Origin of the sequence: Segatella copri (genome assembly GCF_019249795.2) — a bacterium.
Lineage (GTDB): Bacteria > Bacteroidota > Bacteroidia > Bacteroidales > Bacteroidaceae > Prevotella > Prevotella copri_B.
The window spans coordinates 1,239,896-1,258,856 of the sequence record NZ_CP156891.1 but is presented as its reverse complement, the minus strand read 5'-3'; the positions used below and the strand labels follow the sequence as shown (position 1 = coordinate 1,258,856).

The 18,961-nt window shown below is 40.2% G+C and carries 20 protein-coding genes; 19 read left to right on the top strand and 1 reads right to left on the bottom strand.

What is annotated here, in order from left to right; translation table 11 throughout:
* Positions 1 to 449 precede the first annotated feature (449 nt).
* The 11 genes from KUA48_RS05680 (at position 450) to KUA48_RS05630 (ending at position 11,076) form a co-directional block, all read left to right on the top strand.
* Positions 450 to 791 (top strand): hypothetical protein, encoded by a 342-nt coding sequence (locus KUA48_RS05680; RefSeq protein ID WP_218432475.1) that lies wholly within the window; start codon positions 450 to 452, stop codon positions 789 to 791.
* A 543-nt stretch (positions 792 to 1,334) separates the two neighbouring features.
* Positions 1,335 to 2,066, top strand: coding sequence for a hypothetical protein (locus KUA48_RS05675; RefSeq protein ID WP_218432473.1), 732 nt, complete (start codon positions 1,335 to 1,337; stop codon positions 2,064 to 2,066).
* Positions 2,067 to 2,098: 32 nt separating this feature from the next.
* Positions 2,099 to 2,944, top strand: a complete 846-nt coding sequence (locus KUA48_RS05670) for a vWA domain-containing protein (protein WP_218432470.1) — start codon at positions 2,099 to 2,101, stop codon at positions 2,942 to 2,944.
* Positions 2,945 to 2,946: 2 nt separating this feature from the next.
* Positions 2,947 to 3,969: a protein phosphatase 2C domain-containing protein gene (locus KUA48_RS05665; protein WP_218432468.1), complete on the top strand. Its 1,023-nt coding sequence runs from the start codon at positions 2,947 to 2,949 to the stop codon at positions 3,967 to 3,969.
* Between the two features lie 6 nt (positions 3,970 to 3,975).
* A complete protein-coding gene (locus KUA48_RS05660) occupies positions 3,976 to 5,052 on the top strand; it encodes an AarF/UbiB family protein (RefSeq protein ID WP_218432467.1) in 1,077 nt (358 codons plus the stop codon).
* Positions 5,052 to 6,959, top strand: coding sequence for an AarF/UbiB family protein (locus tag KUA48_RS05655; RefSeq protein ID WP_218432465.1), 1,908 nt, complete (start codon positions 5,052 to 5,054; stop codon positions 6,957 to 6,959). Before KUA48_RS05660 ends, KUA48_RS05655 begins: the two co-directional genes overlap by 1 nt.
* Positions 6,946 to 8,406 carry a DUF4407 domain-containing protein gene (locus KUA48_RS05650; RefSeq protein WP_218432463.1) on the top strand — a complete coding sequence of 487 codons (1,461 nt, stop codon included), beginning with the start codon at positions 6,946 to 6,948 and terminating at the stop codon, positions 8,404 to 8,406. The genes KUA48_RS05655 and KUA48_RS05650 overlap by 14 nt, the downstream gene beginning before the upstream one ends.
* Positions 8,407 to 8,412: 6 nt before the next feature.
* Positions 8,413 to 8,583: a hypothetical protein gene (locus tag KUA48_RS05645; protein ID WP_182429619.1), complete on the top strand. Its 171-nt coding sequence runs from the start codon at positions 8,413 to 8,415 to the stop codon at positions 8,581 to 8,583.
* Between the two features lie 6 nt (positions 8,584 to 8,589).
* Entirely contained in the window at positions 8,590 to 9,375 is a 786-nt protein-coding gene (locus tag KUA48_RS05640) for a hypothetical protein (protein ID WP_218432461.1), read from the top strand.
* Positions 9,376 to 9,540: 165 nt separating this feature from the next.
* A complete protein-coding gene (locus KUA48_RS05635; protein WP_334649284.1) occupies positions 9,541 to 9,984 on the top strand; it encodes a DUF1810 domain-containing protein in 444 nt (147 codons plus the stop codon).
* A 99-nt stretch (positions 9,985 to 10,083) separates the two neighbouring features.
* On the top strand, positions 10,084 to 11,076 hold the full coding sequence (locus KUA48_RS05630; RefSeq protein ID WP_218432450.1) for a penicillin-binding transpeptidase domain-containing protein: 993 nt from the start codon (positions 10,084 to 10,086) through the stop codon (positions 11,074 to 11,076).
* Positions 11,077 to 11,389: 313 nt separating this feature from the next.
* Here KUA48_RS05630 and KUA48_RS05625 read toward each other — a convergent pair whose 3' ends face one another.
* Positions 11,390 to 11,614 (bottom strand): hypothetical protein, encoded by a 225-nt coding sequence (locus KUA48_RS05625; RefSeq protein ID WP_147380631.1) that lies wholly within the window; start codon positions 11,612 to 11,614, stop codon positions 11,390 to 11,392.
* 175 nt (positions 11,615 to 11,789) lie between these two features.
* On the opposite strand from KUA48_RS05625, the gene KUA48_RS05620 reads away from it, so the two are divergent.
* The 8 genes from KUA48_RS05620 (at position 11,790) to KUA48_RS05585 (ending at position 18,944) form a co-directional block, all read left to right on the top strand.
* Complete coding sequence (locus tag KUA48_RS05620) at positions 11,790 to 12,089, top strand: nucleotidyltransferase family protein (protein ID WP_118254967.1); 300 nt, start codon at positions 11,790 to 11,792, stop codon at positions 12,087 to 12,089.
* Positions 12,076 to 12,465 carry a DUF86 domain-containing protein gene (locus KUA48_RS05615; RefSeq protein WP_118254968.1) on the top strand — a complete coding sequence of 130 codons (390 nt, stop codon included), beginning with the start codon at positions 12,076 to 12,078 and terminating at the stop codon, positions 12,463 to 12,465. Before KUA48_RS05620 ends, KUA48_RS05615 begins: the two co-directional genes overlap by 14 nt.
* A gap of 130 nt (positions 12,466 to 12,595) precedes the next feature.
* Positions 12,596 to 13,378: a glycoside hydrolase family 25 protein gene (locus KUA48_RS05610; RefSeq protein WP_218432449.1), complete on the top strand. Its 783-nt coding sequence runs from the start codon at positions 12,596 to 12,598 to the stop codon at positions 13,376 to 13,378.
* Positions 13,379 to 13,541: 163 nt separating this feature from the next.
* Positions 13,542 to 14,108, top strand: a complete 567-nt coding sequence (locus KUA48_RS05605; RefSeq protein ID WP_218432447.1) for a hypothetical protein — start codon at positions 13,542 to 13,544, stop codon at positions 14,106 to 14,108.
* A 280-nt stretch (positions 14,109 to 14,388) separates the two neighbouring features.
* A complete protein-coding gene (locus KUA48_RS05600) occupies positions 14,389 to 15,402 on the top strand; it encodes an aspartate-semialdehyde dehydrogenase (protein ID WP_118201595.1) in 1,014 nt (337 codons plus the stop codon).
* Between the two features lie 106 nt (positions 15,403 to 15,508).
* Positions 15,509 to 16,747, top strand: coding sequence for an AAA family ATPase (locus tag KUA48_RS05595; RefSeq protein ID WP_218432445.1), 1,239 nt, complete (start codon positions 15,509 to 15,511; stop codon positions 16,745 to 16,747).
* Between the two features lie 40 nt (positions 16,748 to 16,787).
* On the top strand, positions 16,788 to 17,282 hold the full coding sequence (locus KUA48_RS05590) for a C-GCAxxG-C-C family protein (RefSeq protein WP_118254972.1): 495 nt from the start codon (positions 16,788 to 16,790) through the stop codon (positions 17,280 to 17,282).
* A gap of 12 nt (positions 17,283 to 17,294) precedes the next feature.
* The gene (locus KUA48_RS05585; RefSeq protein ID WP_218432443.1) at positions 17,295 to 18,944 is read left to right on the top strand and encodes a kinase; all 1,650 of its coding nucleotides are present in this window, start codon (positions 17,295 to 17,297) and stop codon (positions 18,942 to 18,944) included.
* Positions 18,945 to 18,961: the final 17 nt, after the last annotated feature.

The following is an 18,961-nucleotide window of genomic DNA, read 5'->3' as shown; positions in this document are numbered from 1 at the left end:
TTATAAGATAAGATTAGTTGTGTGTCTGATTTAGCAAAGAGGCTGTGTCATAAGTAAATGATTCACCCTTTTTTGTTGGAATGTTACTGATATGTTGTTGGAAAACATAGTATAAGTTGTTAGAAAAGATAGTATATGTTTTTGAGTTAGTTAGTATCTCCGGTCGCACAACAGCTGTTGTGCGCTTGCATAGCAGCTGATATGCGCTTGCACAACAGGTGATGTGCATGCGTAGGTCAACTGTTATGCGCCAACTGTAATTTAGACTTATGGCGCCCCCTCTTTGTAATTTTGTACATTCAGAATGGCATTTCATACAAGGTAGGTTTAGATATTTGGCTGATAGAAATAATCTTCTTACTTTTGCGCTCGTAATCGGGAAGCGGTAGAAAAGAAAAAATCGTGGAACGAGGAACATGAAGTATAACCCTTTTTATATATAATAAGGTATGAAGAAGATTATGATTTCGTTGATGATGGTAGTAGCTGTCACCACAATCAGTTTTGCAAAGAGTAACAACACCGATGTGGCAAATGCCGTAAAGAGCGTAGCTGAGCAGGTAAAGCAGGCACCATCCGGTACAGTGTATGGTGTAGTTGAAAACACCAAGCGCCACATCATCGTAGCTACTCCTTTCGGAAAGTACACCATTGAGAAGAAGGACGGCGGCGTCAGCTTTATGGGAATGTCGGCAAAGCTGGTATCATCAAAGAATGGCGTTTATAAAGTCAAGACATCCCTTGGTAATTTTACGATGATTATGAGAAAAGAAACGATAACGAAGAGATAATCGTTACAGTTTGTTTACCTTCTTGCAAGGGATGGTATATAGGTATAGGGCATTGAATTGTTGCCATGGAATAGAAATGTGGAAGTATTTTTCTCTCGGCAATGGCAGCGTTCAATGCCTTTTTTGTCCTTCGGGATAAAAAACATCGCTAAAAGTTTGGCGGTATCAAGAATATTGCTTACTTTTGCGGTCAGAGTTGGAGCAGACGGAAAAGAACGGCTGCGATGAAGACTCAAATGAATGAGCGTATTGAACGTTAGTCTTGAAATAGAAATGTGGAAATTTCAAAATTCAACTATGACGAACAGCAATACGGCTCACGCTATGGGATTATTGTATCCTTTTCTCTATAGGAGGAAGGTGCCGATATACCTTTTGGCGTGGGCTATTGTTAGTTGCTAGTTGAAAGGTCTTTCCACAACCTCTATTTCGGCGACCGAACAATAGTCCCACGCCATTTCACTGGTATTTAACAACTAACAAGCTAACTTCTGGGAACAAGTTGGGGATCGAGGTATACTTATGGTATTGGAAAAATATATTATGTCAACATTCAATCCAACCATTTGGATATTCGTTATTGAACAATCTATTCGAATGAATAGTTTGCTTAAAAGTGTGTCCAAAAGTAAGGCTGTTGTTGCAACTCAATTGGTGAATCAATTGATAAATACAGTTATAATGCGTAATTATGATGGTGAAGTTCCAAAGAATCGTTGTTTTATATCTGTAATAGGATATAATCACGATGTCAAAGAGTTGTGTTCTGGTTGGTTAATTGATGAAAATCCTTTGCGTTATGAAACAGCCAAGGAGAAACAGTATAATCGTAATGGGGGAATTATCGAGGTTGAGGTAAAACAACCAGTTTGGATAGAAGTCAAATCCGAGAGTGATGATTCTGCAAAGGAGCTAGCTTTAGATGAAGCTAAAAAGATACTGTTAAAATGGATAGAGAATCAAGGAGAAACGTCTTTGCCTATTATTTTCAACATAATGTCATCGAAAAAATCAGCAAAAGATGATTTTGTAGAAGTTGGCGATAATTGGAAATGTGAAAAATACAAGTATCTACAACTGGATATATATGTAAATGATAATATGCAATTGACAGAATTGGTTCATTTGCCTTTTAAATTATATAGGGATGGTGGAGGTCCCGGTATGTATACTGATGAAATTTATCGAAGATTTTATGAGTTCAATACATTAGATGCTGATGTGAATAATTTAAAAGATAGTATATCGTTGAAGTTTAAAGTACTTAAACAATAATAAGTTTATAAACATTTTTAATTTTATAAGTTATGGCAAAAAATGAAAAACAATGGAGTTCTGCGACTCCTGGTCTTTTAATTATCTTGTTGGATCAGTCTGGTTCAATGTTAAGCCCTTATGCTGCAGGAAAAAACCGTACAGAATTTGCTTCTTTGGCTGTAAACAAAGTGATAGATAATATTATATCTAAGAATTATGATGGTGAGGCTCCAAAGAATCGTTGCTTTATTTCTGTAATAGGTTATAATCACGATGTCAAAGAGTTGTGTTCTGGTTGGTTAAAAGATCTTGATGAGAATCCTTTGCGTTATGAAACAGCCAAGGAGAAACAGTATAATGGTAATGGGGGAATTATCGAGGTTGAGGTAAAACAACCAGTTTGGGTTGAGCCAATTACGCAAGATGGTGCAACAAATATGTTGGGTGCTTTTAAATTAGCTAAAGACTTGTGCGAAAAATGGATGAAAGATAATGCTGATGGTCCTGCCCCTGTTATAATAAATATATCAGATGGTGTGCCTTATTATGATGGAAAAGATCCAAGAGTGTGTATGAAAGAGACTGTTGAGTTGGTTGACTCAATAAAGAGCCTTTCGAACAACGATGGTAATGTCCTAATTTTTAATGCTGAAATAGGTGAGGATTCTAATAAAGTTGTATTCCCAACAGAACGTGGTACGATACAGCAAGTTGAGGCTCAGTTCTTATTTGATATAACAAGTGAAATTCCTGATTCTTACAAGGATGCAGCTCGCAAGAAAGAATTAGATGTGAAGGAAGGTTCTCGTGCTTGTATATTTAATGCCGGAGCAGTAGATCTTATTCAGTTGATAGATTTTGGCTCATCTAAAGGTCAAGGAGATAAAGGTTTGTAAATATGGATATACGTGCGTTTATAACACATAAAGAAGCAGAAACATTTTCTGATTGCCAGGACAGATTTAGTATCAATTCTGATACTAAATCTGTGGCAGTATCAGATGGAATGTCCCAATCTTTTTTCCAAAAGATTTGGGCGGAGAACCTTGTTGATGCTTTTGTAAATAATCCTCGTTGGAACTTGTATGGCGAACAGTGTAATGAATTTTTAAAAGAACTGCAAGGCAAATGGTTAGAAAAAGTGCTGGATAGAATTAAAGAACAAAAACATGACGGAACGAAAGAAAATATAATTTATCGTAATGAGAAATTTGTGGCACAGGGGAAATCTGCGGGAGCGACTTTGCTTGGCGTTCGTTTTGTTGGTGCTAACTGGCATTGTCAAGTACTTGGTGATTCCTGCTTGATAGAAATCAAAGATGGGGAAATCGTGCAAATTTGTACATCGCAAGAGGGGGATGAATTTGATAACTTTCCTGACCATTTTGATAGTAATCCAAAGCAGTCTGGTAAAGGAAATGTAAAAGAATTTAAAGGAACGTTAGAAACGGATAGTGTTCTTTTGTTGGTTTCTGATCCATTTTCTGATTTTTTGAACGAACGAAGGAAAAAGGGGAGTGTCAAGGAACTTGTTGATGCACTTTTGAATATTGGAACCCATGAGGATTTTGAAAAACTTGTTTCTGATTGGAGGATTACCAAAGGTATGCATAATGACGATAGTACTTTAGTTGTTATTCGCTATGACGGAAATACTGAATTTAATGTTGGATATGAGGATTCCTTAAAGAATTTGGGACAAGATGACTCGAAGAAGACTTTAATGCCAGTGATGAAAACGAACGAAAGTGAAATTGATGAAGAATTTATAAAAGATTTCATGGGTTCTTTTGAAAGAAACTTACGTAAGAAACCTGGTATTAAGAACCTCACAGGACAAATTGCATATAAGTTTGTGAAAAAATCGCTGAGAGAGACTTTGGAAAGTCATTGCAAAAAGTATAAATTTTTGAAACGATAGAGGCTTATGGCGTTACCGAGTATTCCAGAGTATGATACCTCTATAAAAGTACAAGATTTAGTCTTGCCTACAGTTTTGCAAGATGGGCATCCTATAGAAAAAAGAAACCGTCTTGTAAAATATGCAGGTGGTTTTTGTGTGGTGTACCCTTATCAAACACCTGGTAAGAAATATGCAGTTCGTTGTTGGCATGCAGAAATTGCAGAAAGTAAACAAAGAACTAAATTGATATCGGAGGCATTACATGCAAGTGGATTGCCATATTTCGTAGGCTTTGATTACTATGATGAAGGTATATTAACTGCTATAGGCAAGCAACCAATAGTGGTGATGGATTGGGTAGATGCCCTGCCATTAAAGAAATATATAGGCGAGCATATTCATGAAAGTTCTGTTATCAGTGTTTTGGCAGATACATTCATGACAATGGTAAAAGACTTGCATCGTAACCATTTCTCTCATGGAGACCTACAACATGGAAATATTATGGTGAAGAATGATGGAAGTATCATTCTTGTGGATTATGATTCTATGTATGTCCCATCTTTGCAAGGGATGAAAGATGAGATAAAGGGGCTTGTTGGCTATCAACATAATGCTCGTTGGAATAATGAATTTCTTTCGGAAAAGGCAGACTATTTTTCTGAATTGGTGATATATCTGAGTTTGAAGGCTTTGGCTTTGTTCCCGTCTCTTTGGGATGATTTGCATATTGAAGATACTGAAACTATGCTTTTTTCCAAAGAAGATATAGATAATCCATCAAAATCTATGGTGATAGATAAACTAAAATCTAATAGTACATTGTTGCCAATGGTAAATAGATTGATAGAGTTTGTCGGAAAGACAAGCATTGATGAATTGTTGCCGTTAGAACAAGTCTTGAAAAGTGAAGCAGAAGGAATTTCCTCAAAATGGGCTTCGGGAAATGGTTACAAGCAGAAAAAAGCAAAAGTGACAGAATCATCTATGATATATAGTAAATGGGGAAGTGGCAATGGGTACATTAAGACTGAGGTAAATCAGAAGAAAATGGCTAAATTGTCTGATAACATTTCTAATAAATTTAAAAGATCTGAATAATGCCTACATTACCAAGTATAAGAACATCAATAGAGAATAACCAATCTTTGGTTATTGATTCTTTTGCCCGACAAGGTATCTTCCGAAGGGACAAGAGAGGGCGACTTGTAGCATATACAGGTGGCTTTTCTGTTGTTTATCCTTTTGAGTATAATAATGAGGTGTGGGCTTTTCGTTGTTGGCATGCGGATTTGGGCAATTTGAGAGGACATTTTTTGACACTCTCTTCTGCTTTATCTAAGTTGAATCTTCCATATTTCTGTAGTTTTACATATGTTGATGAAGGTATCGTAGTTGAAGGTAAGAAATATCCAACTACTAGAATGAAATGGATAGATGGAAAAAATCTCAAGGAGTATATCTGTATTCATAAGAATGACAAGAACAAGTTAAAGATCTTGGCAGATAATTTTGTCAAGATGATAACTATGCTGCATAAATGTCATATATCTCATGGGGATTTACAGCATGGTAATATCTTGGTCGATGATAATGATAATTTATTTTTGATTGACTATGATTCTGTTTATGTTCCAGAATTGCAAGGTGAGGCTGATATTATTAAAGGTTTAAAAGGGTATCAGCATCCTAAACGTGGTGACAATTTGTTGGCAAATGAAAAGGTTGATTATTTTTCTGAACTGATAATCTATCTCTCTATTCTAGCTATAGCGGAAAAATCGTCTTTAGTTGAGAAGTATCAAGTTGAAGATTCTGAGCAGTTGTTGTTTTCTTTTGAGGATTTCAAGGACTTAGAGAATTGTCAAGTTTATGCAGACTTAATGCAGTTGGGAGGTTTGTTTCCTATTCTGCTCAAGATATTGTCGGATTATCTTGATGAAGATGATATCTGTAATTTGGAACCATTTACGACACTAGTTGACAAATATACAAAAGAGCCAAAGATAAAATCTTTTAGGGCTTCATCAGATTATTTTGTTGTAGGGCAATCCTATAAATTGACTTGGGAAGTGAATGATGCCTCTCGTGTATATTTGAATGGAAAGAATATTCCTGCAACGATATGTGAATGTGAAGTACGACCATTGCATATAGGATTGAAAAGCTATGAACTGAAAGTAGAAAATGGATTAAAAACAGTTGCAGCAAAGCTTTCTGTAAATGTTGTGGAGGGTGTAAGTTTAGAAGTGGGGTTAAGCTTAGATAAACTCAAAAGAGGGCAAGCGCAAACAACTTTATTGCATTGGAATGCTCAAAAAGCAAAGAGTGTTGTTTTAGAGACTAATGCCCATTCTGAGCCTATACCATTGCAGGGTAAGAAAAAGTGTTCGGCAAATGTCTCTACAACTTACACCATAAAAGCAATAGCTCTTGATGGCATAACGGAAGTTTCTAAGTCTGTAACTGTTGGTGTCTTTGCTGAAAGTGAAGTGTTATTTAAGACAGATAAGACATTTACGTTTAAGGATGTGCCAGTGACTTTGAGTTGGGATGTGAAAAATGCTAAGTCGGTAAAATTGGAAGACGAAACAGTTCCTCTAGTAGGAAAGAAAGTTGTAACAACTGATAAGGAAAAACAATATGTGTTGGAGGTGGTGGATGAATTTGGGACAAAACGAGTTCCAATAACCATAAAGGTCCTTCCTTTACCTCTCATTAAAGCGATTTTGCTTCCGATGCCAAAATTAGAGAGGACAGTTTTTGTACAACAGAACATACCATCTCCAGCAGTAGGACTAAATGTACAGATGCAAGAATTGTCAGTTGATATGCTGGGCTTAAATGTAAATTTGCATCCTACAGAAACTAAATTTGCAAAGTTGAACTCTTTGCACCCTTTGTCTATAAAAATAGGAAGCAGTTTGCGTTCTCGCATCAAGATGGCAATAGATGTAATTACTAATAAAGTTGAACATTTAAAATTTGTAAGTGATGAAGAAAGATAGTCATAATGAATTAGAATATGTTGAATGGGGAGGCTTCTTAAATGAGTTCCTTTGGATGTGTTGTGGCGTAAACCGTAAAATCGTGAGACAATGTCCAACGGATTACGCCAAGTATGCGGGAATGGGAGGTACAATTTTGTTTACTGCAATAATGGCGTCTTTGTCAGGAAGCTATGCTTTGTTTTCTGTTTTTGATGATGAAGTTGTTGCTATTTGTTTTGGAGTCTTTTGGGGATTGCTGATCTTCAACCTTGACAGATTTATCGTGAATACAATGTATTCAGATGGAAAGGTGACAATTAGTTGGCAAGAGTTTAAGTCTGGTCTTCCTCGAATCATAATGGCAATATTCTTAGGTATAGTAATATCTACTCCTTTAGAGTTAAAAATATTTGAAGATGCTATAGATATACGAATAGAGCAGGACAAGGATAAGTTGCTGCAAGATAAAATAAGCGGTAGCGTGCAACTTCGTGACTCTATAGCTCAGAAGCGTGATGAAATAATGAACGGAGTAGCTCTTTTTGATAGTCAGATTACGACTAGCAGCACAGAAACTAATTCTTTGCTTTCTGGTATTCAGGCTTTGCAGGGAAAAATTACTCCAGTGCGTGCCAAAGTGCAGAATCTGTCAAATGAAATCCGTATGTTGGATTCTCGAATAGCCATGGCGAAAAAGAATAACGTTGGATATGCTTCGTTTTTGCAAAAAAGAAATGCTTTGCGTTCACAACGTTCGAGTTTGCAAATGCAGTTGAATAATCTAAATTCGGAAGTAAGAAGAAAAAGTGGTGAAGCAGCTGCTTCTGATGGTAGATTGAAAGATTTGATGGCAAGAAAGCAGGATGAGACTACTAAGGAAAGTGAAAGATTGCAGCATGATGTGGATTCTATCAATAATATTATTAATGAAGCAAATGTCCGTCATAAAGATTGGGATGAACGTACAATTAAAGAAAGAGGTTCTTTTAGAGATAAATTGGACGTTGAATATAAAGGGTTTCAAGCAAAAATGAGTGCATTCTCTGAATTAAAGGATGAAAGTACTTCTACTCAAATTGCATCGTTGTTTATAATGTTGCTCTTTGTCATTATAGAAACGGCTCCAACATTCTTTAAAATGATGATTGCTTCTGGACCATATGACGATATGCTTAGGGCGGAAATGTATCGAGTTAGAGTTCTTGCGGATAAGCAAATTTCTGATTTGAATGATGAGGTAAATACGGAAGTAACCATTTCTACTGAACGCAATAAACAGAAGTTGGAGGCGGAGCAGAAGGCTAATCAAGAGTTGATGAATAAGGTTGCTTTGGCTCAAGCGGAAATATTAAATGTTGCTATTGAAGAATGGCGAGAACAAGAATTGAAGAAAGTAAAGGCTAACCCTTCTGATTATATTCAATCAAATGTTCCTAATAATGCAGGTGTAACAGTAAAAGCGTAATAGCTTATGTCAAAGTTTAAAATTCCAGGAGTATCATTCTCCTTAAATCGGGCACTCGGTATCACGCAGGCTAAACAGAAGTTTGCACGTGAGACGGGGATTCCAACCTCTAAGGCTGGATTAGAAAGAAAAGTGGGTAAGATGGTGTTGAATGCCATCTTCGGAAAAAGAAAATGATTTGAAATGAGAAAGTTGAATCTTCTATCAATGTGTTTTGTGCTTATGGTTATGCTATCTTGTAACCATAAGCCTAAACCTTTTGTGATAGAGGTAAATGCTGACAGCCTATCTGAAACAATAAAGATTGTAGCGCCAAGTTCCAATACTAGAACTTTTGTTAATCTGAAAGACTCTGGGGATTTGGTTGTCTTCACACCGATTTATAACACTGTAGATTTGGTTTGCGGTAAGCGACCAAGCAAAGACACGGATATGTCTGTGAGCTATTGTGCTGAGGCTGCGTTTACAGGGGAATGCTTGGATTCTTTTGCGCATCGCAATGTAGCAGGAAATCATGTGTCTGGTGGTATTTTTTATAGAGGCTACGTGGCTAAAACGAATACGGGGGCTTTTGTTTGGTATCAAGGCAAATGGAAGTTCCTGTATGATAGTTACGCTAGTGAACTTAGGAAAGCGGAAAAGCATAGAGGTATGGGCTTTGGACAGAATATGATTATTTATAATGGGCGAGTTATGCCTAGATTTAGAAAGGATAAGCCATTGAATATTTATCGGGCATTATGCGAGCTAGATGGCAAGCTGTGCATTGTTGAGGCTAAGCAAGCGTTGGCTTATAGCGAATTTGTGGAAAAGTTGGCAAACTTGAAGGTCAAATATGCTCTGTACTTGGATATGGGATCAGGATGGAATTATTCGTGGTATCGTGATTCTGTAGGAACTGTCCATGAAATACATCCAATAAAGCCATGGTCTAAATATCAAACGAATTGGATAGTATTTAAGAAGTAAGCAATATAGTATGTGCCGTTTCATATAATTTAATAAAACGTTAAAACGAGGATGAATTTTTTGAAATTAAGTGTCACTTTTGTGAAGTCTTTGAGTGCTTTATTCGTTCCCGGTAAATGCCCCAAACGAAATGATCATGAGAGAATTGTCGCTGGTGAAAGCTTAGTGTCTGATTCTACACCTGCGGACATTATCAGATATCCAAATGCTCAGCAGCCACACTATGATCTCTTGCGTTTTCTGGATGCACAGGAGTTTGCCTATACCCAGGCTTTAGGTGAACTGAAGGAAGGACGAAAGCAAAGCCATTGGATATGGTATATCTTCCCGCAACAGAAGGGACTCGGACATAGTTACAATTCTAAATTCTATGGCTTGGATGGCGAGGGTGAAGCCAGAGCCTATGTTGAACATGAAATTCTGGGTGATAGACTCCGTGAATGCTGCAAGGCGCTCTTGCTCCATAAGGATAAGGATATCAAATATATCATGGGAAGCGGAATTGACGTGCTGAAACTCAAAACTTCTATGCGTCTCTTCAATAAAGTTAGTCCTAATGATGTGTTTGAGAAAGTATTGGATGCTTTCTTTTTAAACCATTCAGAATAGTCTTAATAAGAGAACATAGGTTTCCCTTAATAATATGACTAGGACATCTGAAGTTGTAACAAATAAAGGAAATAGTAGTGACAATAATATAAAGGTGATATGATGAAGAAAATATTTTTTGCAGCATTCGTGTTGCTTATCGTGATGGGATTTGCAGCTTGTTCTAATAAACAGGTTCCTGTAAGTACAGTCAATCTTCAGTTGCAGAACTCTGTTGATAGTTTGCTCAAACAGGGAATGGGAGAGTATGGCGCTACGGAAGGTATAGCAATTGTGGTGGAGACATCGACTGGTAATCTCAGGGCGATGGTAGGGTTGAAGGAGAATAGTGGGAAACTTGTTTCAGATACCACCTTATTTTCCAAGGCTCGCGAAACATTTCTTTTCAGAAGTGCATCCCTGCTTGCTGCTCTTGAAACAGGAAATGTATCGCTGGACGATATGTTTGATACTTATGACGGTATTGATGTTGTTGGGCAGGATACCATCTATGACCATAATTGGAGAAAGGGTGGATATGGGGAATTGACTCTTCTGCAAGGATTAGCATACAATTCCAGTATTGCCATTGACAAGGCTGTAGATGTAGCTTATCAAGATAAAAATGTCTTCTTGCAAAAGCTGGAGCAAATGGGATTAGAGAAGGATTCTACTTTCAAAGGTTCCTGGCCCTTGTACGCTTTGGGCTTCCACCATATAAAGCCAGTCAATTTTGTGAGCTTCTTCAATGCCATCGCCAATGGAGGTAAAATGGTTAGTCTAAAATCGCAGGATAGTTCTGCTATCGTGGTTGACTCTATGATTGCAGAAAAGAAGAATATCGAATCAATGAAGAAGGCTTTTAGGTTCTATGTTACAAATGGCTTGGGCAAGAAGGCAGAATCAAAAATGGTCAATGTGGCTGGTACCTCTGGAACTATCCATACGGATGATGGCATCTATGCTGACTTCTGTGGTTACTTCCCCGTAGAGAAGCCGAAATACACGGTATTCGTCAGCTATAAAAGACCGGAGATTCCGGTTTCCGGAGGAGGTATGGCAGGACAAACATTTAGAAAGATTGCAGAACAGATAATGAAAACTTGTAAGTAGTCAAGAATTCTTTAAAGATGATTATGTTTCATCAAAAGACAAAGAGGAGGCGTCATGAACTTATGACTGACCCTCTTTTCTGATATTTCTTAAGATAATGCAAGGTATCATCTGTCTTTTTCTGCCTAGCATTAGAAATTCCTGCAGATTATAAAAATTCTAGAATCAGAGTAATCACGTCTAAGGAAATCTATAACTTCGTACATGAGGGAGTAGTAGAAGTGTCAGGGAATCGTCAACATCCCGTAATGTGGGGTAAATTTGATGGGAATATGGTGGTAATGAAATGGTGAGAGATTAAATACTCGTATCTTTACCATTCGAATTCGTTTTTGAAATTGGCCATCATTTCTAGAAAATCAACGGCGTAGCCTGTTCTTGCATATTCTTCTTCACGGGCTAAGACATGATTCGCCAACTCGTCATTATTGCATGATGTCATAAAAGGATATTCTTCGGATTCGTTATGAGCCTCTGTTGCATAATCGTGACGATAGGTAACTGCAGGTTCTTTTGAGTTTGACATTATTTTAGTCATATTGTAATCCTCCTTAATTTTGGTTACTCTAATATGTTGCAAAATTACGATTAATATTTGAAAGTACCAAAGTTTTAAAATGATATTTTGTGGGATGAATTGCAAAAACATGGCAAAAAGTTTGGAAGATACCAGATAATTTCTTATATTTGCACTGTCTTAAAAGATAAGTGTTATGAGAACAGTTCAAGATTATATAGCAATAATAAGGCAAAATAGTTCCAAGATTACTAAAGATTTTGGAATCAAGACCTTGCGCATTTTTGGTTCCGTATCACGAAATGAGCAAACAGAGCAAAGCGATTTGGATATTTGTGTAGAAACAGAAACTCCTAATCCATTTTTATTGGCCGACTTGAAAGAGTTTTTAGAGAGCTTGTTCAAGTGCTCAGTTGATGTAGTGCGTATTCACAAAAACATGAATCCTTTTTTTAAATCAAGAATAGAACGGGATGGAATCTATGCAATACGATAAATATGTAGCATTGGATATACTTAATAGAGTACATATTTCTATTGAGCATATAGAAGAGCGTTCACAACCTTATCATTGTGGCGATGATTTTCTGATGTCTTCTACTGGGGTAGCAATTCTTGATTCCATATGTATGCAATTTATTGCTATAGGAGAAAGTTTAAAGGGACTTGATAAGGTTACTAAAGGAGAACTTCTTACAACTCATCCTGAAATTGATTGGAAAAATGTGAAAGGTTTACGTGATATCATAGCTCATCATTATTTTGAGGTTGATGCCGATCAGATTTGGTGGATTATAGAAAATGAGTTGCAACCTTTGAAAAAGGCAATTCAGGAAATGATAGAATCTTTAAAACGGATACTTGATGAGTAATGTCAGGTAGCCGTTTTGTCATTTCGTACTTCCAGCTCCCCATTTCATACATTTATCCCCTTGTTTTCCATGCCGTTTCGGATAAATTCACTATCTTTGTCCCCTGAAAACAACTAAAAAATAAAATGTAATGAAGAAAGGATTAAAATATACTTTGGTTTCCTTAGGCTGCCTGGTCGTTTTGGCTGGTATTGGTCTGGGAATCATGTATGTGGTGTCGCCATATAAGGTGAAGCGATGGGTGGGCATCGCTTCATCTTATTCTGATGTGTTCGTTGATAGATTGAAAGGGCAACCTTATACCCATGGCGGATATGACGGCATTGATGTTTCGAAACACAATGGAGTTATCAAGTGGAAGGAAATAGCGAAGAATAAGCGAATCAAGTTCGTTTATATCAGAGCTACACATGGTAAAGGATATGTGGATCGACATTATCGCCGAAATATCAGACTGGCTCGTAAATATGGGTTGAAGGTAGGATCTTATCATTTGATGTCTGCCGGCTCTTCAGCAACTGTTCAGTTCCGGGATTTCCAAAAGATGGTGAAGAAGAGTGAACAGGACTTGATTCCTGTATTGGATGTGGAGGAGAAAGGCATCCAGGGAAGATGGAAGGGACGACAGCTGCAGGATAGCATACAGGTGTTTGCTGACTTGGTGAAGAAACACTATGGCAAGTATCCTATCATCTATAACAACGAGAGCTTCTATAATAAGGAGATGGGGGCGAAGTTCAATCGTTATTATCTCTTCATCGCCAATTATAACTCCCGACAACCCTCTATCGGCGGCAGAGGAAAGTGCAATATCTGGCAGTATTCCGAAACCGGACATTTGCATGGTATTGGAGAAAGGGTAGATTTAAGCAGATTCATGAATGGTACAACCATCAAGGATTTGATGCTATAGGCATTGATGATTTCATACACATAAGCGAGTATTTGATACAATCCACGTATGGATAGCATCATTACTTGCTTATTTTTTTCTACTTTTGCATTATTATGAAGAAGTTATTGATCATATTGGGAATAGAAATGTCTATGTTTTTTTAATTATATGTTTGAAGATTATGAAGAAGTTATTGTTGTTTATAGCTGGAATCTCAATCCTGTTTTTAGCAGGTTGTTACAATGGAAATCAGAGCCATGGCAATGAGGGCATGGGAGACAGCCTTCCTGCTGATCCTCCATTGGGTTATGTCATAGAGTTAAAGCCTTTGGGAAATTTCTCACATCAGGAGGCAGAACAGTTGAGAGAAGAACTCGTGAAGCAATTGGGTATCATTTTCAATAAGGTACCAAAGGCTGAGTTGGAGGCTTCTGTATTTGTAGGAGACAAGAAAGAAATACCTGCCTCATGTCTCTACAAACCAAGAAACAGGTATTGGGCTGGGGGGATCCTGAAAATGTTGCATGAAGAGCATGGAGGTAATGATGAAATCGTAACGATAGGTTTGACGCATCGAGACATCTCTACTTCCATTCACGGACATTACAACTATGGAATCATGGGATTGAGTTTCTGGCCAGGTGACGCCTGTGTGGTTTCAACCTTCCGATTGAAACGAAAGGATGACTTATGGAAAGTAACAATCCATAAATTCCTGCATTCTCGCGGCTTGCCGCATTGCAAATAGCAACTATTTTTCTCCGTTTTTATGCATATTCTTGCAGAAAAGTAAGCAAAAATGATAAATTTGCAGCAAAAAGCAATAATTTTTGGGAATTTATGCTTGATATTGTAGAAAAAGTCTTAACTTTGCAGCGGATTTGAGAAAATAAGCAGTTTCCGGCTATCAGAAAATGAGTAATCATGAAGCTGTCAGAAAGATGAGGAATCATGAAGATGATAAGGAGGCTGGCTTTCTCTTCCACAGTTTACACTTATAACAACTTTATAAATTAAAAGATTCGATTATGAAAGTAGCAATTGTTGGTGCAAGTGGCGCAGTAGGACAGGAATTCCTGCGTATCCTTGCTGAGAGAAATTTCCCTATGGATGATTTGGTGTTGTTTGGTTCTGAGCGTTCTGCCGGACGAAAATACAACTTCAAGGGAAAGGACTATGAGGTCAAACTTTTGCAGCATAACGATGACTTTAAAGATGTCGATATTGCTTTCACATCTGCTGGTGGCGGCACTTCAGAGGAGTTTGCCGAGACTATCACCAAGTATGGTGCCGTGATGATTGATAACTCTAGCGCATTCCGTATGTGCGACGACGTGCCTCTGGTTGTACCTGAGGTAAATGCTGAGGATGCCCTGAACCGCCCTCGCAACATCATCGCCAACCCTAACTGTACCACCATCATGATGGTTGTAGTGTTGAAGCCTATCGATAACTTGAGCCATATCAAGAAGATTCATATCTCTTCTTACCAGAGTGCTTCAGGTGCTGGTGCTGCTGCCATGGCTGAACTTGAGCAGCAGTATAAGGATATCCTCGAGACCGGTAAGACTGAGCATATCAATAAGTTCCCTCATCAGTTGGCATACAATGTCATTCCACAGATTGACAAGATGACTCCTAACGATTACACCAAGGAGGAGATGAAGATGTATAACGAGACCCGCAAGATTATGCACTCTGATGTTCGCACCAGTGCTACCTGCGTTCGCGTTTCTTCACTCCGTTCTCACTCAGAGAGTGTTTGGTTTGAGACTGAGAAGCCATTGGCAGTAGAGGACATCCGCAAGGCTTTGGAGGCTGCTCCAGGCGTAACTGTAAAGGATGATGCCCAGAACTACGTTTATCCAATGCCATTGGAGAGCGCCGGCAAGGACGATGTATATGTAGGTCGTATCCGCAAGGATCTGGCTGATGACAATGGTAACACATTGTGGTTGACTGGCGACCAGATTCGTAAGGGTGCTGCCCTGAACGCAGTTCAGATTGCTGAGTACTTGATTAAGGTGGGCAACGTAAAGTAAGCCATACCTTATTTATATAAAAGAATATGAGGAAGTTAAGGGATAATGAATTTTATCTCTTAACTTCTTTTCGTCTTTATACGATTCTGAATAGGAAAGTAAGAATATGCTTGAAAGATTCAAACAATTACTCGGTGAGATGAACCGGGGCATTTATGAGAAGGAGACGGAGATATCGCTCTCGCTCCTGGCAGCTCTGGCAGGTGAGAGTATCATCCTGCTGGGACCTCCGGGAGTGGCAAAGAGTATGGTAGCCAGACAGTTGAAGACGGCGTTTAGGGATGCTCAGAGCTTTGAGTATCTGATGTCGCGATTCTCTACACCCGATGAAATCTTCGGCCCGGTGAGCATTCAGAAACTGAAGACTTCGGATACTTACGAACGTGCGATGGAGGGTTATCTGCCTACTGCCGATGTGGTTTTCCTGGATGAAATCTGGAAGGCGGGACCTGCGATCCAGAACACGCTCCTTACGGTGATTAACGAGAAAATCTTCAGAAACGGCAATCGGGAAATGCATCTTCCTCTGAAACTTCTCGTGGCGGCAAGCAATGAGTTGCCGGCTAAGGGAGAAGGACTGGAGGCGCTCTGGGACCGATTCGTCATCAGAATAGAGAGTAGACCGATAAAACTGGAGAAGAATTTCCGGGCGATGCTGCTGGAGGCTCCCACGGATTTCTTAGGTCCCACAGATTTCACAGATTCCACAGATTCTTCTGGTTCTATGGGGAAATCTGATTCCGCAGATTTTTCTGATTTGAAGATTACTGCTGAGGAGTATGCTGAATGGGCGGAGAAAATCTGTAAGATTGGCGTGAAGGAGGAGGTGCTTGATGCAATTTCCGCTATCCGTAAATCTCTGAGAGCCGTGAATGTGGATGAGGCTGCCGAGCGCAGAAATATCTATGTGAGTGACCGAAGATGGAAGAATATCGTCCGCCTGCTTCGCACTTCAGCCTTTATGCAGGATAGGGAAGAGGTGGATATCTGCGATTTGCTGCCTATCTACCATTGTCTGTGGCAGGAACCGGAAGAGCGGGATGCTATCCGAAACATCGTGATCCGTGCCCTCTTTTCTCCTTTTGCAGACAAACTCGTGGAGATGAAGAATGCGCTTGCTGAGGATATTAAGTATCATCGTGTACGCAGGAATCCGGAGGATGGAAGGGATTACGAGGGGGAGATAGAAACTCTTTCGGATGGCTTGAGCTCGCTGGAAAGGCAGTTGGGCGAGAATCTCTTCGCATCTGCTGATGATAAGGCGGAAATATCGGCTTATCTCCGCGATTTTTATAAGGAGCTGGCGTTTACCCGTCAGGATACGATGAAACTTTATGAGGTTTAATCGCCTCCTATTACATTATTATATATAGAAGAATCTAAACATGATGAATGAACAGAAAATATTGACTCCAGAGTTGGAGGCGCGTGTTCACCAGGCTGTGGATAACTTTATGCAGGGCTATGGCTGCTGCCAGTCGGTAGTGGCTGCCTTTGCCGATTTATATGGTCTTGATGATGAGATGGCGAAGCGCATTGGTGCCGGCTTCGGTGGTGGAGTAGGCAGAATGAGAATGATGTGTGGTGCTGTTTCGGGCATCGTGGTGCTCGTTGGCTTGGATTGCGGACAGACCGAGGGGGATGACCGTGAGGGCAAGTCGGCCTGCTATAAGGTGGTGCAGGATTTGCTCGCCAAATCGAAGGAGCAGAACGGTAGTATCATCTGTGCCGAAATCCTCGGCTTGAAGGGTCACGAGAAAGCGCAGTCCAGCTATGTGGCTTCGGAAAGAACGGCAGAATATTACAAGTCTCGCCCTTGCGCAGCCAAAGTAGAGAGTGCTGCAAGAATCTTCGCAGAATATCTGATGGAGAAAAAATAAGGATTTACTCCTATGAAATATCAGAATAACAAGGACTTGGCGGAGGCACAGTATTACTTGAAGATGCTGGATGACTTCTGCAAGTCGGGACAGGTGAAGATTCCTGATCCGACAGGCACCGCCATGCCTTGGAATTTGAAGGAAGACCCGCTGAAGGATTATCTCATTCATCTCTTTACCCTGAAAGTAACCATAGAAGAAACTGGCGAAGAGGTGCAGAAATTCGTGCGACAGGTGGTAAACAGCAAGATTAAGAGCAAGGTGTTCTATGATAGCGTGGGAAAATTCATCGTGGAATGCGTCCATCACATGCGGTTCCAGCGCCAGCGTGCCTGGACCGAGAGTCATCGGGCAGATGATGTGCTCGATTGGGCTCCCTTCAAGCGGATGGATGAACAGGTGTGGCTCCCCTTGCTCGACCAGCTGGAACAGGAACATGCTGAAGATGGGTTCGATAAACCTTTCTTCCTCAAGCTGATGACTGGAGACGGGGCTTCGAAACCCGAAAACTGGGAAAGGCTGGTAAGAGACTGGAAGGTCTGCATCGACCATCAGGTATTGAACAAGCTGAAGGACTTCATCTCCCTGCGCCAGAACAACTTCGAAACAGGACTGGTGCGCATGATGGACCAGATAACCCGCAACATGAAGACGAAGGGCGTTTCGGAGCAGCGCGCCGTACAAGCCTGGGAACTGATGACGAACGGATGGACTGAAACGGAGTTTGAACGCCGTCTGAACCAGGTGAAGATTCAGGACAAATATCCCGAAATCAAGGAAATTGTGGCGAAGATGGGACGAGTAGCCGATGCCAACGGCAAAGACCGGCTCACCATCGCATCGGGCGTAGAGATGAAGATGGAGCATTCAGCGGGTAGCGATATCGAGGGCATTACCGTGGGCGATGATCTCAACTCCCTTCTCCCCCTCGAACTGGCACAGTACAGCGATGAAGATATGGAGGGCCTCTTTATCTATAAGTATCGCACGCGAAGACTCCAGACCTTCCGTTATAAGAGCGAAATGTCGAAACCATCCCGCAAACTGGGCTTTACCCATGCCTCCCGCAAGGGTCCGATGATCGTCTGTCTGGACACCTCAGCCAGTATGTATGGCACGCCCGAAAGGATATCCTCTACACTCATCTCTCTGCTGGAAGAAACGGCAGAAGATTTGGAGCGAGACTGCTTCCTGATAGATTTCTCCGTCAGTACCCGTGCCATCGACCTGATGGCGAAGCGCAAGGCAGAGCGCCTGAAGAGAATAGGAATCACTATGATGGAATCAGCCGAAGCTGATGCAGCTCCGTCCGACGGAGATGGACAGGCGCATACCGGGCGAGGCATCCGGCGGCAGCCTACCACAACCCACCTTCCATTTATCGGAGGCGGAACATCGGCAAAGAAGATGATGACCCAGATGTTCGACCTTCTCGACAACGACGGACTCCATTACGTGAATGCCGATGTGCTTTGGATTACCGACTTCCTGATTCCAGATCCGCCACAGCAGCTGTTGTCGAGATTCCGGGAATACAAGGAGACGGGTACCCGATTCTATGGCATCCGCATCGTGCGTGATGATGACAAGGAGCCGAACGCCTGGAAGGAGTACTTCAATCAGATTTATACCATCCGGTACCGTCCGCTGCGAAGATATTAAAGAAGATGTTAAGGCAG

Excerpts from the sequence above, each read along its gene's own strand:
- KUA48_RS05680 (WP_218432475.1), top strand. The coding sequence starts at position 450 with ATGAAGAAGATTATGATTTCGTTGATGATGGTAGTAGCTGTCACCACA.
- KUA48_RS05675 (WP_218432473.1), top strand. The coding sequence starts at position 1,335 with ATGTCAACATTCAATCCAACCATTTGGATATTCGTTATTGAACAATCT.
- KUA48_RS05640 (WP_218432461.1), top strand. The coding sequence starts at position 8,590 with ATGAGAAAGTTGAATCTTCTATCAATGTGTTTTGTGCTTATGGTTATG.
- KUA48_RS05610 (WP_218432449.1), top strand. The coding sequence starts at position 12,596 with ATGAAGAAAGGATTAAAATATACTTTGGTTTCCTTAGGCTGCCTGGTC.
- KUA48_RS05625 (WP_147380631.1), bottom strand. The coding sequence starts at position 11,614 with ATGACTAAAATAATGTCAAACTCAAAAGAACCTGCAGTTACCTATCGT.
- KUA48_RS05585 (WP_218432443.1), top strand. The coding sequence starts at position 17,295 with ATGAAATATCAGAATAACAAGGACTTGGCGGAGGCACAGTATTACTTG.
- KUA48_RS05650 (WP_218432463.1), top strand. The coding sequence starts at position 6,946 with ATGAAGAAAGATAGTCATAATGAATTAGAATATGTTGAATGGGGAGGC.
- KUA48_RS05605 (WP_218432447.1), top strand. The coding sequence starts at position 13,542 with ATGAAGAAGTTATTGTTGTTTATAGCTGGAATCTCAATCCTGTTTTTA.
- KUA48_RS05655 (WP_218432465.1), top strand. The coding sequence starts at position 5,052 with ATGCCTACATTACCAAGTATAAGAACATCAATAGAGAATAACCAATCT.
- KUA48_RS05615 (WP_118254968.1), top strand. The coding sequence starts at position 12,076 with ATGCAATACGATAAATATGTAGCATTGGATATACTTAATAGAGTACAT.
- KUA48_RS05645 (WP_182429619.1), top strand. The coding sequence starts at position 8,413 with ATGTCAAAGTTTAAAATTCCAGGAGTATCATTCTCCTTAAATCGGGCA.
- KUA48_RS05665 (WP_218432468.1), top strand. The coding sequence starts at position 2,947 with ATGGATATACGTGCGTTTATAACACATAAAGAAGCAGAAACATTTTCT.
- KUA48_RS05595 (WP_218432445.1), top strand. The coding sequence starts at position 15,509 with ATGCTTGAAAGATTCAAACAATTACTCGGTGAGATGAACCGGGGCATT.
- KUA48_RS05590 (WP_118254972.1), top strand. The coding sequence starts at position 16,788 with ATGATGAATGAACAGAAAATATTGACTCCAGAGTTGGAGGCGCGTGTT.
- KUA48_RS05670 (WP_218432470.1), top strand. The coding sequence starts at position 2,099 with ATGGCAAAAAATGAAAAACAATGGAGTTCTGCGACTCCTGGTCTTTTA.
- KUA48_RS05620 (WP_118254967.1), top strand. The coding sequence starts at position 11,790 with ATGAGAACAGTTCAAGATTATATAGCAATAATAAGGCAAAATAGTTCC.
- KUA48_RS05630 (WP_218432450.1), top strand. The coding sequence starts at position 10,084 with ATGATGAAGAAAATATTTTTTGCAGCATTCGTGTTGCTTATCGTGATG.
- KUA48_RS05600 (WP_118201595.1), top strand. The coding sequence starts at position 14,389 with ATGAAAGTAGCAATTGTTGGTGCAAGTGGCGCAGTAGGACAGGAATTC.
- KUA48_RS05660 (WP_218432467.1), top strand. The coding sequence starts at position 3,976 with ATGGCGTTACCGAGTATTCCAGAGTATGATACCTCTATAAAAGTACAA.